Origin of the sequence: Streptomyces sp. NBC_00096, assembly GCF_045041305.1 — a bacterium.
Lineage (GTDB): Bacteria > Actinomycetota > Actinomycetes > Streptomycetales > Streptomycetaceae > Streptomyces.
In genome coordinates this window covers 5,150,297-5,165,697 of sequence record NZ_CP108221.1, presented here as the reverse complement: position 1 = coordinate 5,165,697, position 15,401 = coordinate 5,150,297, and the positions used below count along the sequence as shown (strand labels likewise).

Below are 15,401 nucleotides of genomic sequence, written 5' to 3'. Positions count from 1 at the left end.
CTGAGGGATGGGGAGCGTGTAGCGATCTGATGCGCGCGTGGTCTCCGACTGGGCCGCATGGCCGCCCGGGCCGGGGCCTGCCCTTACGCGTAGCGGGGTCGGACGTCCCTGATGGGCCCGTCCGTGTCCTTCTGACCGGCCCGTTCTTTTGGGGTTTTCCGCCAGTCTTCGTTTTTCCGTGGCGGGCCGGTCTGTCAAGGGCGGCCGAAGGCCGTCGCGTAGCGACGCGAACGCAGTGAGCGCCCTTGACAGGCCGGCCCGCCACGGAAGGACGATGAGGCTGACGGAAAACCCCAAACCCTCCTTCGCTTCCGGCCGGCCCGGGTGCCGCCCTTCCCCCGGCCCCGCCCGGGCGCCGAAGGGGGCGGTGGGCAGCCACCGGGCCGGGGTGGGGCTCGAGGGGGCGAGGGCCCCGCATCCACGAGGGCCCGTACCCGCCAGGCCGCCCCGTACCCCCCGGGAACCCGCCCCCACGTCACAGCCGCGCTGCAACCCCCGGGGACCCGGGACGGGAGGGGGACGGGCACTCGTAGAATCGGCGGGTGGATACGACCCTGGATGACCCCCTCGTCGGGCAGACGCTCGACGGCCGCTACCGCGTGGACGCCCGCATCGCGGCCGGCGGCATGGCCACGGTCTACCGGGCCGTCGACACCCGCCTCGACCGCGTGCTCGCGCTGAAGGTGATGCATCCGGCGCTCGCCGCCGACGGCGCCTTCGTCGACCGGTTCATCCGCGAGGCGAAGTCCGTCGCCCGCCTCGCCCACCCCAACGTCGTGGCCGTCTTCGACCAGGGCACGCACGGCCCGTACACGTACCTCGCCATGGAGTACGTCTCCGGCTGCACCCTGCGCGACGTGCTCCGCGAGCGCGGCGCGCTCCAGCCCCGCGCGGCCCTGGACATCCTCGAACCGGTGCTCGCCGCCCTCGGCGCCGCGCACCGGGCGGGCTTCGTGCACCGCGACATGAAGCCCGAGAACGTGCTGATCGGCGACGACGGCCGGGTCAAGGTGGCCGACTTCGGGCTGGTGCGGTCCGTCGACTCCGTCACGAACACCACGGGCTCGGTGCTCGGCACCGTCTCCTACCTCGCCCCCGAGCAGATCGAGAACGGGGTCACCGACACCCGCGTGGACGTCTACGCCTGCGGCGTCGTGCTCTACGAGATGCTCACCGGCTCCAAGCCTCACACCGGCGACAACCCCGCCCAGGTGCTCTACCAGCACCTCAACGAGGACGTCCCGCCCCCGTCGGCCGCCGTTCCCGGGCTGCCCGTCGCGCTGGACGAGCTCGTCGCCCACGCCAGCGCGCGCAAGCCCGAGCTGCGTCCCCACGACGCGGCGGCCCTCCTCGGTCTGGCCCTGGAGGCCCGCGCGCAGCTCAGCGACGCCGAGCTGGACGCCGTACCGCCGCAGGCGCGCGCCGGGGAGCGGACCTCCGCGGAGGACCGCACCGGGGTGATCCCGCGTCCGGTGACCGCACACGCCTCGAACCCCGCGCCCCTCTCGCACACCTCCCGGCTCTCGGCTCCGCCGCTGCCCCCGCCCCCGTCCTCGCCCGCCCCGCGGCTGCGCCGCCCGGGCGTGCTGCTCCTGGTCGTGGGGGTCCTGCTGTTCCTGGGTCTGGGCACGGGGGTCTGGTACATCAGCTCCGGCCAGTTCACCAAGGTCCCGAACCTGCTCGGCAAGACCGAGACGGAGGCCAGGTCCCGGCTGTCCGAGGCCGGTCTCGGGGTGAAGCGGGTCGACCGGAAGTTCAGCGTGTCCTTCGACAAGGGCACGGTGATGGACACCGATCCCCCGGGCGGCAAGCGCATCCGCGGCAACGGCGCGGTGACGCTCACCATCTCGCGCGGGCCCGAGGTCGTGGCCGTGCCCGATCTGAAGGGCAAGCCGCTGGACGCGGCGAAGGCGGAGCTGACCTCGGCCGGTCTCGCGCCCGGGGCGGTCACGCAGGCCTTCAGCCAGGACGTCGCACAGGGCTCGGTGATCAGCACGGACCCGGCGGACGGCCAGAAGCGGTCCCTCGACACGGCGGTGTCGCTGGTGGTCAGCAAGGGCCGCCCGGTTCCCGTGCCGCGCGTCACCGGCCTCTCGCTGGACCAGGCCCGTTCCGCACTGGAGGGCCTCGGCCTGAAGGTGGAGGCGGCCCCGGAGGAGGTCAACTCCCCCTCCCCCGCCGGTACGGTCGCCAACCAGTCGGTAGGCGCCGGCTCCCAGGCCGCCTCGGGCGACACCGTCACGCTCACCATGTCCAAGGGGCCCCGCCAGATCCCGGTGCCGAACGTCACCGGCCAGGAGGCCGGAGCGGCCCGCAAGACCCTGGAGGGCCTGGGCTTCACGGTGAAGGTCGACAAGCCCCTCATCTCCTTCGGCAACACCATCGACGCCCAGTCGGTGCCCCCGGGCCAGAGCGCCGCCGAGGGCAGCACGATCGTCATCAGGATCAAGGGGCTGTAGCACCACGCCATGAGCAATTCGATGAGCCGCAATCCAGTGGGCGGGCACGTGCCCGTCGCGGGAGGGCTCGCCTCCGTCGGGCTGGCCTACGCACGTGAGATGGGCGCCGAGGCCGTCCAGGTCTTCGTCGCCAACCCGCGCGGCTGGGCCACCCCGGTCGGCATTCCGGCGCAGGACGAGCTGTTCCGCACGGCCTGTGCGGACGGGGGGATCCCGGCGTACGTCCACGCGCCGTACCTGATCAACTTCGGCTCGCACACCGCGGCGACGGTGGAGAAGTCCGTGGAATCGCTGCGGCACTCGCTGCGCCGGGCCCGTGCGATCGGCGCGCTGGGGGTGGTCGTGCACACCGGCTCGGCGACCGGGGGCCGACCGCGCGCGGAGGCGTACGCCCAGGTCAGGGAGCACATGCTGCCCCTGCTGGACGAGCTGACGCATGACGACGACCCCTTCCTGCTGCTGGAGTCCACGGCCGGGCAGGGTTCCTCGCTGTGCTCGCGGACCTGGGACTTCGGCCCGTACTTCGACGCGCTCGACCACCACCCGAAGCTCGGGATCTGCCTGGACACCTGCCACATCTTCGCGGCCGGGCACGACCTGGCGGCGCCGGGCGGGACCAAGCAGACGCTGGACCTGCTGGTGGACACGGTGGGCGAGGGCCGGCTCAAGCTGGTGCACGCGAACGATTCCAAGGAGGGCGTCGGCGCCCACAAGGACCGGCACGAGAACATCGGGCAGGGGCACATCGGCCGGGACGCCTTCGCGGAGCTGTTCACGCATCCGGCGATGGAGGGCGTACCGCTGATCACCGAGACGCCGGGCGGCAGGGAAGGGCACGCGGCGGACGTGGCGCTGCTGAAGGAGCTGCGCGAGTTCGGCTGACCGCCGGGGCGACCTTGACCGCCGGGACGACCCGGATCACCCGGGCACCCCGGACCACCCGGGCGACTCAGCCGCCGGCGTGGCCCTCCGTACGGCCGTCCGGGTGGCGCCGTCGGAGGCCTCCGGGGCCGCCAGGGCCGCGGGCTACAGCTCGGGGCCGTCCCCCGGCTCCTCCTGGTAGGAGTAGCGCTGCTCGCGCCAGGGGTCGCCGAGGTTGTGGTAGCCGCGCTCCTCCCAGAAGCCGCGACGGTCGGCGGTCATGTACTCGATGCCGCGGACCCACTTGGGGCCCTTCCACGCGTACAGGTGCGGGACGACCAGCCGGAGCGGGAATCCGTGTTCGGCGGTGAGCAGTTCACCGCCCTGGTGGGTGGCGAAGACGGTCCGCTCGGAGGCGAAGTCCGCGAGGCGCAGATTGGAGCTGAAGCCGTACTCGGCCCACACCATCACGTGTGTGACCTGCGGGGACGGCGGCGCGAGGTCGAGGATCTCCCGGGCGAGCACACCGCCCCATTCGGCGCCGGTCATGCTGAACTTCGTCACGCAGTGCAGGTCCGCCACGACGGATTCGAACGGCAGGGCCGCGAACTCCTCGTGGTTCCAGCAGTGCTTCTCGCCGTCGGCGGTCGCGCCGAAGACGCGGAACTCCCAGCGGTCGGGCTTGAACTTGGGCACCGGCCCGTAGTGGGTGACCGGCCAGCCGCGCTGCAACCGCTGCCCCGGGGGAAGCTCCAGTTGCTCTGACCCCGGAGATTCCAGGCTTTCCGGCTGACCCATGTCTCCATGGTGACAGACTTGGCGGGGTGGTCATGACCAGGTCCGGCCCGATTCGGGCAAGTCACGGTAACTCCCACTAAGGAGGCACTTACTGGACTGCCCCCTGCGGCGGTGCAAGGATGCGCGCACCTGCCCCGTCACATTGCTGACATTGCTTGGAAGGAGCCTCTGCGATGCAGGGCGACCCCGAGGTCCTCGAGTTTCTGAACGAGCAGCTGACCGGCGAGCTTACGGCGATCAACCAGTACTGGCTCCACTACCGGATCCAGGACAACAAGGGTTGGACGAAGCTCGCCAAGTACACGCGTGAAGAGTCCATCGATGAGATGAAGCACGCGGACAAGATCACCGAGCGCATCCTGATGCTCGACGGTCTGCCGAACTACCAGCGCCTCTTCCACGTGCGCGTCGGCCAGACGCTGACGGAGATGTTCCAGGCCGACCGGCAGGTCGAGGTCGAGGCGATCGACCGCCTCAAGCGCGGCATCGAGGTCATGCGCGGCAAGGGTGACGTCACCTCGGCGCGGCTCTTCGAGGAGATCCTGGAGGACGAGGAGCACCACATCGACTACCTCGACACCCAGCTGGAGCTCATCGAGTCCATCGGCGAGGCGCTCTACATCGCGCAGCTCATCGAGCAGCCGAGCTAGCTAGGCCGCTTCCGCGAGCGCGGGGGCCGTCGCCAGCTCCGAGTCGGCGGCGAGCACGGCGGCCGCGTTGCCCGTCTCCAGCAGCTCGCGGCGCGGGCAGGCCCCGCGTCCGAGGAGGCCCTGGATGGTGCGCACGCAGGAACCGCAGTCGGTGCCGGCCTTCGTTGCCGAAGCGATCTGGCGGGGGGTGCACGCCCCGGCAGCCGCGTGGTCCTTGACCTGCTTGTCGGTGATCCCGAAGCAAGAGCAGACGTACACGCGGTTCACCTCCCTGACAGGAACGGTTCGGCGGCCATCCCCTATTCGGTGAGGCTTACCTAACCGTACCCAAAGTTAGGCAACCCTAAAAGCCCTGGATACGACGATGGGGCGCGGATCACATCGATCCGCGCCCCATCGTCGTACCAAGCCACAGCGTGAAGATCGCTCCTACTGGTCGCGGTACATCTCGGCGACCAGGAACGCCAGGTCCAGGGACTGGCTGCGGTTCAGACGGGGGTCGCAGGCCGTCTCGTAGCGCTGGTGCAGGTCGTCGACGAAGATCTCGTCGCCGCCGCCCACGCACTCGGTGACGTCGTCACCGGTGAGCTCGACGTGGATGCCGCCCGGGTGGGTGCCGAGGCCCTTGTGGACCTCGAAGAAGCCCTTGACCTCGTCGAGCACGTCGTCGAAACGGCGCGTCTTGTGGCCGGAGGCCGCCTCGAAGGTGTTGCCGTGCATCGGGTCGGTGACCCAGGCGACGGTCGCGCCGGAGGCGGTGACCTTCTCGACCAGCTCGGGGAGCTTGTCGCGGACCTTGTCGGCGCCCATGCGGACCACGAAGGTCAGCCGGCCCGGCTCGCGCTCGGGGTCCAGGCGGTCGATGTAGGTCAGCGCCTCGTCCACGGTGGTGGTGGGGCCGAGCTTGATGCCGATCGGGTTGGCGATCTGCGAGCAGAACTCGATGTGCGCGTGGTCCAGCTGGCGGGTGCGCTCACCGATCCAGACCATGTGGCCGGAGGTGTCGTACAGCCGGCCGGTGCGGGAGTCCGTACGGGTGAGGGCGCCCTCGTAGTCGAGCAGCAGCGCCTCGTGGGAGGAGTAGAACTCGACGGCCTTGAACTCCGCCGGGTCGGTGCCGCACGCCTTCATGAAGTTCAGCGCGTTGTCGATCTCCCGCGCGAGCTGCTCGTAGCGCTGCCCGGACGGGGAGGACTTCACGAAGTCCTGGTTCCAGGCGTGCACCTGGCGCAGGTCCGCGTAGCCACCGGTGGTGAAGGCGCGCACCAGGTTCAGCGTCGAGGCGGACGCGTGGTACATCCGCTTCAGGCGCTCGGGGTCCGGGACGCGGGAGTCCTCGGTGAAGGCGAAGCCGTTGACGGAGTCGCCGCGGTAGGTCGGCAGGGTGATGCCGTCGCGGGTCTCGGTGTCCTTGGAGCGCGGCTTGGAGTACTGGCCCGCGATGCGGCCGACCTTGACGACCGGCACGGAGGCGGCGTACGTCAGGACGGCGCTCATCTGGAGCAGCGTCTTCAGCTTGGCGCGGATGTGGTCGGCGGACACGGCGTCGAAGGCCTCGGCGCAGTCGCCGCCCTGCAGCAGGAACGCCTCGCCCTTGGCGACGGCTCCCAGACGGGCGCGCAGCTGGTCGCACTCACCCGCGAAAACGAGGGGAGGATACGACTCGAGGTCCGCGACGACAGCGCGCAGGGCCTCGGCATCGGGGTACGAAGGCTGCTGCGCCGCGGGAAGGTCTCGCCAGGTCGCCTTGGCGGCGGGGGCTTGGGTTTCAGCGTTCACGGTCACCCCACACACATTACGGCGTCACACGGCACGTCCAGCCCGACGACCACTACGTGAGACGGATGTCTCTCACTGTGTTACTCACGCGTTCAGGTGCCCTGGTGGGCTAGGGTTCACCGCATGTACGCGCACTCGAACATGAACTGGTGGTGGCCCGCTCCCGGCGGCCCACTTCTCGCGCGTACCTGAAGACACGAGCGAAGCGAAGGCCGCCCCGAGGGGCGGCCTTCCGCGTTTGCGCTGGAGAAACGGGCCGTCCCACCCACCGAAACCGGATAGGACGCCCGTCCCATGTCACTGAGCCGACTGCTCGACCTGATCCACGACGACACCTGCCCGCCGTTCGCGCTGCTGCGCCGCCGCACCCCCGGCCGCGGCCACGACACCGTCGAGGTGCTGACCGGCCCGGTCCACGAGGCCCGGCACCTCGCCGACCTGCCCGTCGGCGAGCGGCCCACGCTGGCGCTGGTCCCCTTCCGGCAGATGCGCGAGCGCGGGTTCGACGTGCGCGACGACGGCACGCCGCTGAGCGTGCTGGTCGCCGACGAGGCCTACGAGGTCCCGCTCGCCGAGGCGCTGGCCGCGCTGCCGGCGCACGAGGTGCGGGTCGGCGGCGGAGCCTTCGACGTCCCCGACGAGGAGTACGCGGACACCGTCCGGCGCGTCATCGAGGACGAGATCGGCCGCGGCGAGGGCGCGAACTTCGTCATCCGGCGCACCTACCGGGGCCGCATCGAGGGCTTCGGCCGGGCCGACGCGCTCGCGCTGTTCCGGCGGCTGCTGGAGGGCGAGCGGGGCGCGTACTGGACGTACGTGGTCCACACCGGGGACCGCACGCTCGTCGGGGCCAGCCCCGAGGTGCATGTGCGGATGACCGGCGGCACGGTCGTGATGAACCCGATCAGCGGTACCTACCGGTATCCGGCCGGGGGGCCGACGGCCGACTCCCTCCTCGCCTTCCTCGGGGACCGCAAGGAGACCGAGGAGCTGTCCATGGTCGTGGACGAGGAGCTCAAGATGATGTGCACCGTCGGCGACATGGGCGGGGTCGTGGTGGGACCCCGGCTGAAGGAGATGGCCCACCTCGCGCACACGGAGTACGAGCTGCGCGGCCGGTCCTCGCTGGACGTGCGGGAGGTCCTGAAGGAGACGATGTTCGCGGCGACGGTGACCGGGTCGCCGGTGCAGAACGCCTGCCGGGTCATCGAGCGGTACGAGACGGGCGGGCGCGGCTACTACGCGGGCGCGCTGGCGCTGCTGGGCCTCGACGCCTCCGGCGCGCAGACGCTGGACTCGCCGATCCTGATCCGCACGGCGGACATCGCGGCGGACGGCACGCTGCGGGTGCCCGTCGGGGCCACCCTCGTGCGGCACTCCGACCCGGCGGGCGAGGTCGCCGAGACCCACGCGAAGGCGGCGGGCGTGCTCGCGGCGCTGGGCGTGCGCCCGGCGGCGGTACGGCCCTCCGGCGCCGGAGGGGCCGGGACCCGGCTGGCCGACGACCCCCGGGTCCAGGCGGCCCTGGCCGCGCGCCGCGAGGACCTGGCGCCGTTCTGGCTCCGGATGCAGGACCGGCCGGCGGCGGTGACGGGCCGCGCGCTGGTGGTGGACGGCGAGGACACCTTCACCTCGATGCTGGGGCACGTGCTGCGGGTGGCCGGCCTGGAGGTGACCGTACGCCGCTACGACGACCCGGGCCTGCGCGGGGCGGCCCTGGCCTGGGTCGGGCCGATCGTGCTGGGCCCCGGCCCGGGCGACCCGGCGGACGCCGGTGACCCGAAGATCCGCACGATGCGGGCGCTGACGGCGGAGCTCCTGGGGTCCCACCGGGGCGGGCTGCTGGGGGTCTGCCTGAGCCACCAGCTGCTGGCCGCGGAGCTGGGGCTCCCGCTCGTCCGCAAGGCGGAGCCGGCGCAGGGGGCGCAGACGCGGATCCGGCTGTTCGGGGCGGAGGAGGTCGTGGGCTTCTACAACACGTATGCGGCCGCCTGCTCCGCGGAGCTGGCCGAGTCCCTCGCGCTGCGGGGCATCGAGGTGTCCCGGGACCCCGGCACGGGTGAAGTGCACGCCCTGCGCTCCGCCACCGGTGGCTTCGCGAGCGTCCAGTTCCACCCGGAGTCGGTCCTGACCCTGCGCGGCGCGGAACTGGTCCGCGACCTGATCGCGGGCGTCCGCACCCCGGCTCCCGCGTAGCCCGTCCGGGGACCGCTGCACGAAGCGGTCCCCGACCCGCCCTTCCACCCCCACCCGGCCGCCGCCGGACGGAGTCCGGTGCGGTGGTGCGAAGCCGGTAAGGCCCGCCAGGGCCGCACCGCGCGAGCGGCGCGTCAGGAAGGAGAGGGAACCAGCGTGTTCTCCGAGCGGCGGCCCGCCACGTAGTCGGCGACGTTGGCGACCGTGGTGTCGATGATCTGGCCCACCGCGTCGTGGGTGTAGTACGCCTGGTGGGAGGTGACGACCACGTTCGGGAAGGTGATCAGCCGGGCGAGGGTGTCGTCCTCGACCACGACCAGGGACTTGTCCAGGAAGAAGAGTCCCGCCTCCGCCTCGTACACGTCCAGGCCCACGCCGGCGAAGCGGCCCGCCCGCAACTCCTGGACCAGCGCGTCCGTGTCCACCAACCCGCCGCGGCTGGAGTTCACCAGGATCGCGTCGTCCTTCATCGCCTTGAGCGCCTCGGGGCCGATGATGTGGTGCGTGGACTCCAGCAGCGGGACGTGCAGGCTGATCAGGTCCGAGGACGCGAACAGCTCGTCCTTGTCCACGTACTTCATGCCCAGTTCCACGCAGGCCTGGTTCTGCGCCACGTCCCAGCCCAGCAGGTTCATCCCGAAGCCGTGGGCGATCCGGGTGAACGCCTCGCCGATCTTGCCCGTGCCCAGCACGCCCACCGTGCGGCCGCGCATGTCACGGCCCATCAGGCCGTTCAGCCGGAAGTCGAAGTCCCGCGTCCGGTTCGAGGCGCGGACGATCCGCCGGTTCACCGCCATGGCCAGGGTCCAGGCGAACTCGGCGACCGAGTACGGGGAGTAGTACGACACCCGGCTGACCGTCAGGCCGAGCTCGCGCGCGACCTCCAGGTCGATGTTGTTGAAGCCGGTGGAGCGCTGGGCGATCATCCTCGTCCCGCCGGCCGCCAGGGTCCGCAGCACCCGCCCGTTCAGGTCGGCGTTGACGCTCGACGACACGATCTCGTATCCGGCCGCGATGGGTGCGGTGTCCTCGCTCAGGAAGACGTCCAGGCAGCGCACCTCGTGCCGGCCCTCGAAGGCCTTCTCGATGAGCGGCCTCTCGTCACCCTGCACCCCGAATGCCAGGATTTCCACGTTCGCTCCCGTACTGCGCAGAAGAATCGGACCATGGGTCGTTTGTCACCCTACGACCCATGCTCCGCGCCCGCGCCCCGGCTCAGCCGAAGAACACCCCGGCCTCCGCGTAGAGCGCCGGGTCCACCGTCTTGAGCTTCGCCGTCGCCTCGGCGATCGGCACCCGCACGATGTCCGTCCCCTTCAGCGCCACCATCTTGCCGAAGTCGCCGTCGCGCACCGCGTCGATCGCGTGCAGCCCGAACCGGGTGGCCAGCCACCGGTCGAACGCGCTCGGCGTGCCGCCGCGCTGGATGTGCCCGAGCACGGTCGTGCGGGCCTCCTTGCCGGTCCGCGCCTCGATCTCCTTGGCCAGCCATTCGCCGACGCCCGACAGCCGGACGTGCCCGAAGGAGTCCTTCGTCGCGTCCTTCAGCACCATGTCGCCGTCCTTGGGCATCGCGCCCTCGGCGACGCACACGATCGGCGCGTAGCTCGCCTTGAACCGCGAGGTCACCCAGGCGCACACCTGGTCCACGTCGAAGCGCTGCTCCGGGATGAGGATGACGTTGGCGCCGCCCGCGAGCCCCGAGTGCAGGGCGATCCAGCCGGCGTGGCGGCCCATCACCTCGACGACCAGGACGCGCATGTGCGATTCGGCGGTGGTGTGCAGCCGGTCGATGGCCTCGGTGGCGATGCCGACGGCGGTGTCGAAGCCGAAGGTGTAGTCGGTGGCCGACAGGTCGTTGTCGATGGTCTTCGGGACCCCGACGCACGGGATCCCGTACTCCTCGTACAGTTTCGCGGCCACGCCCAGGGTGTCCTCGCCGCCGATCGCGACGAGGGCGTCGACCTCGTACTTGGCGAGGTTCTCCTTGATCTGGCGGACACCGTTGTCCAGCTTGAACGGGTTGGTGCGCGAGGAGCCGAGGATGGTCCCGCCGCGCGGCAGGATCCCGCGGACGGCGGGGATGTCGAGCGGGACGGTGCGGCCCTCGACCGCGCCCCGCCAGCCGTCCTTGAACCCGACGAACTCGTAGGCGTACTCCTGCACGCCCTTGCGCACGACGCTGCGGATCACCGCGTTGAGCCCGGGGCAGTCCCCGCCGCCCGTCAGCACTCCGACCTTCATGGAATTTCCCTTCACCACAGGGCCCGCTGAGGCCGCAGGGCCCGCATGACGGTCACGCTAGTGGTGACTCAGGTCACAGCAAGACCTGAGGAAGGGTCAATTCCGGTGGAATTACGGGGCGTTGCGTACGCCTGTTCACTCGTACGAGGAAATGTTCACCCCTTACGCATCGTCGAGGCCCCGCTCGATCGCGTACCGGACCAGCTCGACCCGGTTGTGCAACTGGAGCTTGCCCAGGGTGTTCTGTACGTGGTTCTGCACCGTGCGGTGGGAGATGACCAGCCGTTCCGCGATCTGCTTGTACGAGAGCCCCTTGGCCACCAGCCGCAGCACCTCGGTCTCGCGGTCGGTGAGCTGCGGGGCCTTGGGCTCGTCGGAGGCGGCCGGCGCCGGGTCGGTGGCCAGGCGCCGGTACTCGCCGAGCACCAGGCCGGCCAGGCCCGGGGTGAAGACGGGGTCGCCGGCCGCCGTGCGGCGCACGGCGTCGATGAGCTCCTGGGCGCCCGCGGACTTCAGCAGGTAGCCGGTCGCGCCGGACTTCACCGCTTCCAGGACGTCGGCGTGCTCGCCGCTCGCGGACAGGACCAGGACCCGGAGCGCCGGATTGGCGCCGACCAGCTCCTTGCAGACCTGGACCCCGGGCATGCCGGGCAGGTTGAGGTCCAGGACCAGCACGTGCGGGGCGGCCGCGCGGGCCCGGCGTACGGCCTCGGGTCCGTCGCCGGCGGTGGCCACCAGGTCGAAGCCCGCGGCGGCCAGGTCGCGGGCGACCGCGTCCCGCCACATCGGGTGGTCGTCCACGACCATGACCTTGATGGCGGCGAGGCCGCCGTCGGCGCCGGTCCCGCCGGCGGCGCTGTGGTGCTCGTTCACTGGGTGCTCCCCCTCGGTACTTTCAGTTCCACTTCGGTGCCCTGCCCCGGGACGGACACCAGCTCGGCGCTGCCGCCGAGGTCGCGCAGCCGGCCGCGGATGGACAGGGCCACTCCCATCCGGCCCTCGCCCTCGGCCTGGTCGAGCCGGCCGGCCGGGATGCCCGGGCCGTCGTCGCGTACGGTCACGATCACCTCGTCGCCCCAGTCCTCGACCAGGATCCAGGCACGGGCCCCCTCCCCCGCGTGCTTGCGCACGTTGTCCAGGGCGGCCCCGACCGCCGCGGCCAGCTCCCGCGCCGCGGGCACCGGCAACGGCACCGGGGTGCCCGGCTCGGCGAAGCTCACCCGCGACCCGGCGTGCGGGGCCAGCAGGGTCCGCAGGTCCAGCTCGCCCTCGTCGGCGCCGGGTTCCTCGACCTCGAAGGCGGCCACGATCGCGCCGAGCGACCCGTCGCGGGAGATCCGGGAGGGGCGCGCCAGGCCGCTGGAGACCAGGGTGCGCAGCGCGACCTCCTGCTCCCCCGCCATCCGGCCGAGATCGGCGGCCTCCCCGCCCAGTTCGGTGCCGCGCCGCTGGACCATGGCGAGGACCTGGAGGACCCCGTCGTGGATGTCGCGGGCGAGGCGTTCGCGCTCGCGGGTGGCCGCCTCGATCTCCAGGGCGCGGGCGAGGGTGGCCTCGCTGGCCCGGGCGACCTCGACGACGTATCCGATGGCGACGGACGCCACCCAGACCAGCAGCACGTTGTGCAGGGTGTCCCGGGTGGGCTCGCCGCGCTGGACGAGGTTGGCGGCGGCGACGAAGGTGGACGCGAAACAGGCCCAGCGCCAGCCGCCCTTGATGGCGAAGGCCAGGACGGCGCCCGCGGTCCAGATGGAGGGGAGGGTCGGGCCGCCCGCCGCGATCCGTTCGTGGGTGTCGGCGAGCGGGGTGAGCAGGATCCCGGTGCAGGCGACGGTGAGGTCGGCGCACAGGAACCGCTTGGTGCAGCTGACCGCGTTGGCCACCTTGGGGAGGGTGGCCAGGGTCCAGCCGGCGAGGCAGGCGAGGTAGGCGACCGCGATCCAGGGGCGGCCGAACTGCTTGTGGGCGAAGGCGAACAGCAGGACCGCGTAGACCATGGTGAGCAGCCGGTAGGCCGTCAGGGCGCGCCAGAGCGGCTGCTCGACCGACATGCGTACGACGCGCTCGCGCTTCGCCATTTCCCCCACCCCGTGCGGGCGGTCCCGCCCGCGCCGTTATCCGGCGTTCTCGCCCGTGCCCTTGCTGTCGCTCTCGCTCTTGCTGTCGCTCTCGCTCTTGCTCTTGGCCGCGGCCTTCTCGGCATCGGCGATCTGGCGCTTGGCGGCCGTCGCGTAGATGTCGACGTACTCCTGGCCGGACAGCTTCATGATCTCGTACATGACCTCGTCGGTCACCGAGCGGAGGATGAAGCGGTCCCCGTCCATGCCCTGGTACCGGCTGAAGTCCAGCGGCTTGCCGATCCGGATGCCCGGACGCATCAGCTTGGGGACCACCTTGCCGGGCGGCTGGATCTTCTCCGTGTCGATCATCGCCACGGGGATCACGGGCGCCCCGGTGGCCAGCGCCACCCGGGCCAGACCGCCGGGCTTTCCGCGGTACAGCCGGCCGTCGGGTGAACGCGTCCCCTCGGGGTAAATACCGAACAGCTCTCCGCGCTCGATGACGTCGATGCCGCTCTTGATCGCGGCCTCGCCGGCCCCGCGCGCACCCGAACGGTCCACCGGGAGCTGGCCCACGCCCTTGAAGAAGGCGGCCGTCAGCTTGCCCTTGACGCCCGGGGAGGTGAAGTACTCCGCCTTCGCGATGAAGGTCACCTTCCGGTCCAGCACGGCCGGGAGGAAGAAGGAGTCGGAGAAGGACAGGTGGTTGCTCGCGAGGATCGCCGGCCCCTCGGCGGGAATGTTCTCGAGGCCCTCCACCCACGGCCTGAAGGCGAGCTTCAGGGAACCGCCGATCGAGAACTTCATTGCGCCGTAGATCAACTCGAAAGCCTTCCTGTGTCTGTCGAACAGACCATACCCGTGGCCGCGCCCGGAGCAGTCCGACGACTCTGGTCCGTGCCATCGCCGTCGCGTACGGTGAAGTCACACAGCGCTACGCACCCCCCTGCCCCCCTCTAAGGAGACCCTGGTGCCCGTCCTCCCTGGAGCCGAGCCGTTCCGCCACGAGGGCGGAAAGGTCGGCGTCCTCCTCTGCCACGGATTCACCGGTTCCCCGCAGTCGATGCGCCCCTGGGCGGACCATCTGGCCGCGCGGGGACTGACGGTGTCCCTGCCGCTGCTCCCCGGGCACGGGACGCGCTGGCAGGACATGCAGCTCACCGGCTGGCAGGACTGGTACGCCGAGGTGGACCGCGCGCTGCGGGAGCTGCTCGACACCTGCGACCGGGTGTTCGTCTTCGGGCTGTCCATGGGCGGCGCGCTGACGCTGCGACTGGCGGCGAAGCACGGCGACTCCATCAGCGGGATCGTCCTCGTCAACCCGGTCAACAAGGTGCACGACCCGCTGGCCGTGGCCCTTCCGGTGGTCAAGCACTTCGTCCGGTCGACGCCGGGCATCGCCAGCGACATCGCCAAGCCGGGCTCGGAGGAGGTCGGCTACGACCGGATCCCGACCCGGGCCGCGCACTCGCTGCGCAAGTTCCTGCAGATGCTGGACACCGAACTGCCGCAGGTGACGCAGCCGCTGCTGCTCCTGCACAGCCCGCAGGACCACGTGGTGCGGCCGGCGGACTCGGCGCGGATCCTGGCGCGGGTGTCGTCGACCGACGTCACCGAGACCCTGCTGGAACAGAGTTACCACGTCGCGACGTTGGACCATGACGCGGAGACGATCTTCGCGGACAGTTATGCGTTCGTCGGTCGGCTGACGGAGAGCTTGGGCAGGGAGGGGGCGGCCAGCGGTGGCTGAACACGAGGAGTCCTCCGGGGGCGTTCCCCCGCTGGACGAGGAAGCGGCGTGGGCGGCGATCGTGGCCGGCTACGGCCAGGAGCCCGCGGATCCGCCGGGCGCGAGACCGTTCCGGCCGATCGAGAACCTCCTCCTGCCGGAGGAGGACGTCAAACCGGTCAGCCCCGCGCCGCCCGCCTCGCCGGAACCCCCGGCGGCGCCGCTGGGCAGCTCGGTGGTGTTCGCCCCGGGTGTGGGCGGGGCGGGTCCGCGCGACCATTCCCTGGCCGATCCGGACGAGTCCGCGGAGACCGTGAAGGACGAGGGTCACTTCGTCCCCCCGGAGCCGGAGCTGCCGGAGGCGGACGCGACGTCGAAGTTCGCCTGGCTCGCCGTGGTGGGCGGGCCGGTCCTGCTGCTCCTGGCGGTGCTGCTCCAGTGGGAGATGACCTGGTGGCTGACGACGCTGGGCGTCGGGGGCTTCCTGGGGGGCTTCGCGACGCTGGTGGCGCGGATGTCCTCCGGTGACGACGAGGACGACGATCCGGGTCGCGGCGCGGTCGTCTGAAACTCTGAACCGGGGCCCGCACCTGGGGCTCCGCCCCGGACCCCGCGCCTCAAACGC

At 71.4% G+C, this 15,401-nt stretch carries 14 protein-coding genes; 6 read left to right on the top strand and 8 right to left on the bottom strand.

The genetic code is table 11. The features are described from left to right. Nucleotides 1–542: 542 nt before the first annotated feature. Together pknB and OG904_RS22765 are read left to right on the top strand one after the other, a co-directional pair. Entirely contained in the window at nucleotides 543–2,459 is a 1,917-nt protein-coding gene (gene pknB / locus OG904_RS22770; protein WP_405493787.1) for a Stk1 family PASTA domain-containing Ser/Thr kinase, read from the top strand. Nucleotides 2,460–2,468: 9 nt separating this feature from the next. Then, nucleotides 2,469–3,341: a deoxyribonuclease IV gene (locus OG904_RS22765; protein ID WP_405493785.1), complete on the top strand. Its 873-nt coding sequence runs from the start codon at nucleotides 2,469–2,471 to the stop codon at nucleotides 3,339–3,341. A 144-nt stretch (nucleotides 3,342–3,485) separates the two neighbouring features. On the opposite strand, the gene OG904_RS22760 is transcribed toward OG904_RS22765, so the two are convergent. After that, entirely contained in the window at nucleotides 3,486–4,118 is a 633-nt protein-coding gene (locus OG904_RS22760; protein WP_405493783.1) for a sulfite oxidase-like oxidoreductase, read from the bottom strand. A gap of 173 nt (nucleotides 4,119–4,291) precedes the next feature. Here OG904_RS22760 and bfr point away from each other — a divergent pair, with 173 nt between their 5' ends. Beyond that, on the top strand, nucleotides 4,292–4,768 hold the full coding sequence (gene bfr / locus OG904_RS22755; RefSeq protein ID WP_112446344.1) for a bacterioferritin: 477 nt from the start codon (nucleotides 4,292–4,294) through the stop codon (nucleotides 4,766–4,768). On the opposite strand, the gene OG904_RS22750 is transcribed toward bfr, so the two are convergent. Together OG904_RS22750 and OG904_RS22745 are read right to left on the bottom strand one after the other, a co-directional pair. Continuing rightward, nucleotides 4,769–5,035, bottom strand: coding sequence for a bacterioferritin-associated ferredoxin (locus OG904_RS22750; protein WP_405493781.1), 267 nt, complete (start codon nucleotides 5,033–5,035; stop codon nucleotides 4,769–4,771). It abuts the gene before it with no gap. 162 nt (nucleotides 5,036–5,197) lie between these two features. Then, entirely contained in the window at nucleotides 5,198–6,562 is a 1,365-nt protein-coding gene (locus tag OG904_RS22745) for a class II 3-deoxy-7-phosphoheptulonate synthase (RefSeq protein WP_405493779.1), read from the bottom strand. 279 nt (nucleotides 6,563–6,841) lie between these two features. Here OG904_RS22745 and OG904_RS22740 point away from each other — a divergent pair, with 279 nt between their 5' ends. Continuing rightward, entirely contained in the window at nucleotides 6,842–8,743 is a 1,902-nt protein-coding gene (locus OG904_RS22740; protein WP_405493777.1) for an anthranilate synthase family protein, read from the top strand. Between the two features lie 134 nt (nucleotides 8,744–8,877). On the opposite strand, the gene OG904_RS22735 is transcribed toward OG904_RS22740, so the two are convergent. From OG904_RS22735 to OG904_RS22715, 5 genes are all read right to left on the bottom strand, one after another. Further along, nucleotides 8,878–9,876: a 2-hydroxyacid dehydrogenase gene (locus OG904_RS22735; RefSeq protein WP_405493775.1), complete on the bottom strand. Its 999-nt coding sequence runs from the start codon at nucleotides 9,874–9,876 to the stop codon at nucleotides 8,878–8,880. Nucleotides 9,877–9,958: 82 nt separating this feature from the next. Beyond that, entirely contained in the window at nucleotides 9,959–10,987 is a 1,029-nt protein-coding gene (locus tag OG904_RS22730; RefSeq protein ID WP_405493773.1) for a 6-phosphofructokinase, read from the bottom strand. Nucleotides 10,988–11,149: 162 nt separating this feature from the next. Continuing rightward, complete coding sequence (locus OG904_RS22725; protein WP_250743819.1) at nucleotides 11,150–11,794, bottom strand: response regulator transcription factor; 645 nt, start codon at nucleotides 11,792–11,794, stop codon at nucleotides 11,150–11,152. A gap of 62 nt (nucleotides 11,795–11,856) precedes the next feature. Continuing rightward, on the bottom strand, nucleotides 11,857–13,065 hold the full coding sequence (macS, locus tag OG904_RS22720) for a MacS family sensor histidine kinase (RefSeq protein ID WP_405493771.1): 1,209 nt from the start codon (nucleotides 13,063–13,065) through the stop codon (nucleotides 11,857–11,859). Between the two features lie 36 nt (nucleotides 13,066–13,101). After that, nucleotides 13,102–13,854, bottom strand: coding sequence for a lysophospholipid acyltransferase family protein (locus tag OG904_RS22715; protein WP_405498201.1), 753 nt, complete (start codon nucleotides 13,852–13,854; stop codon nucleotides 13,102–13,104). Between the two features lie 163 nt (nucleotides 13,855–14,017). Between OG904_RS22715 and OG904_RS22710 the strand changes: the two genes are divergently transcribed. Together OG904_RS22710 and OG904_RS22705 are read left to right on the top strand one after the other, a co-directional pair. Then, a complete protein-coding gene (locus OG904_RS22710; RefSeq protein WP_405493769.1) occupies nucleotides 14,018–14,797 on the top strand; it encodes an alpha/beta hydrolase in 780 nt (259 codons plus the stop codon). Further along, nucleotides 14,790–15,344 carry a hypothetical protein gene (locus OG904_RS22705; protein ID WP_405493767.1) on the top strand — a complete coding sequence of 185 codons (555 nt, stop codon included), beginning with the start codon at nucleotides 14,790–14,792 and terminating at the stop codon, nucleotides 15,342–15,344. The genes OG904_RS22710 and OG904_RS22705 overlap by 8 nt, the downstream gene beginning before the upstream one ends. Nucleotides 15,345–15,401: the final 57 nt, after the last annotated feature.

What these genes read in the sequence shown, in the direction of transcription:
- OG904_RS22715 (WP_405498201.1), bottom strand. Translation starts at nt 13,854, where the DNA reads ATGAAGTTCTCGATCGGCGGTTCCCTGAAGCTCGCCTTCAGGCCGTGG.
- bfr (WP_112446344.1), top strand. Translation starts at nt 4,292, where the DNA reads ATGCAGGGCGACCCCGAGGTCCTCGAGTTTCTGAACGAGCAGCTGACC.
- OG904_RS22740 (WP_405493777.1), top strand. Translation starts at nt 6,842, where the DNA reads ATGTCACTGAGCCGACTGCTCGACCTGATCCACGACGACACCTGCCCG.
- OG904_RS22765 (WP_405493785.1), top strand. Translation starts at nt 2,469, where the DNA reads ATGAGCAATTCGATGAGCCGCAATCCAGTGGGCGGGCACGTGCCCGTC.
- macS (WP_405493771.1), bottom strand. Translation starts at nt 13,065, where the DNA reads ATGGCGAAGCGCGAGCGCGTCGTACGCATGTCGGTCGAGCAGCCGCTC.
- OG904_RS22730 (WP_405493773.1), bottom strand. Translation starts at nt 10,987, where the DNA reads ATGAAGGTCGGAGTGCTGACGGGCGGCGGGGACTGCCCCGGGCTCAAC.
- OG904_RS22725 (WP_250743819.1), bottom strand. Translation starts at nt 11,794, where the DNA reads ATGGTCGTGGACGACCACCCGATGTGGCGGGACGCGGTCGCCCGCGAC.
- OG904_RS22760 (WP_405493783.1), bottom strand. Translation starts at nt 4,118, where the DNA reads ATGGGTCAGCCGGAAAGCCTGGAATCTCCGGGGTCAGAGCAACTGGAG.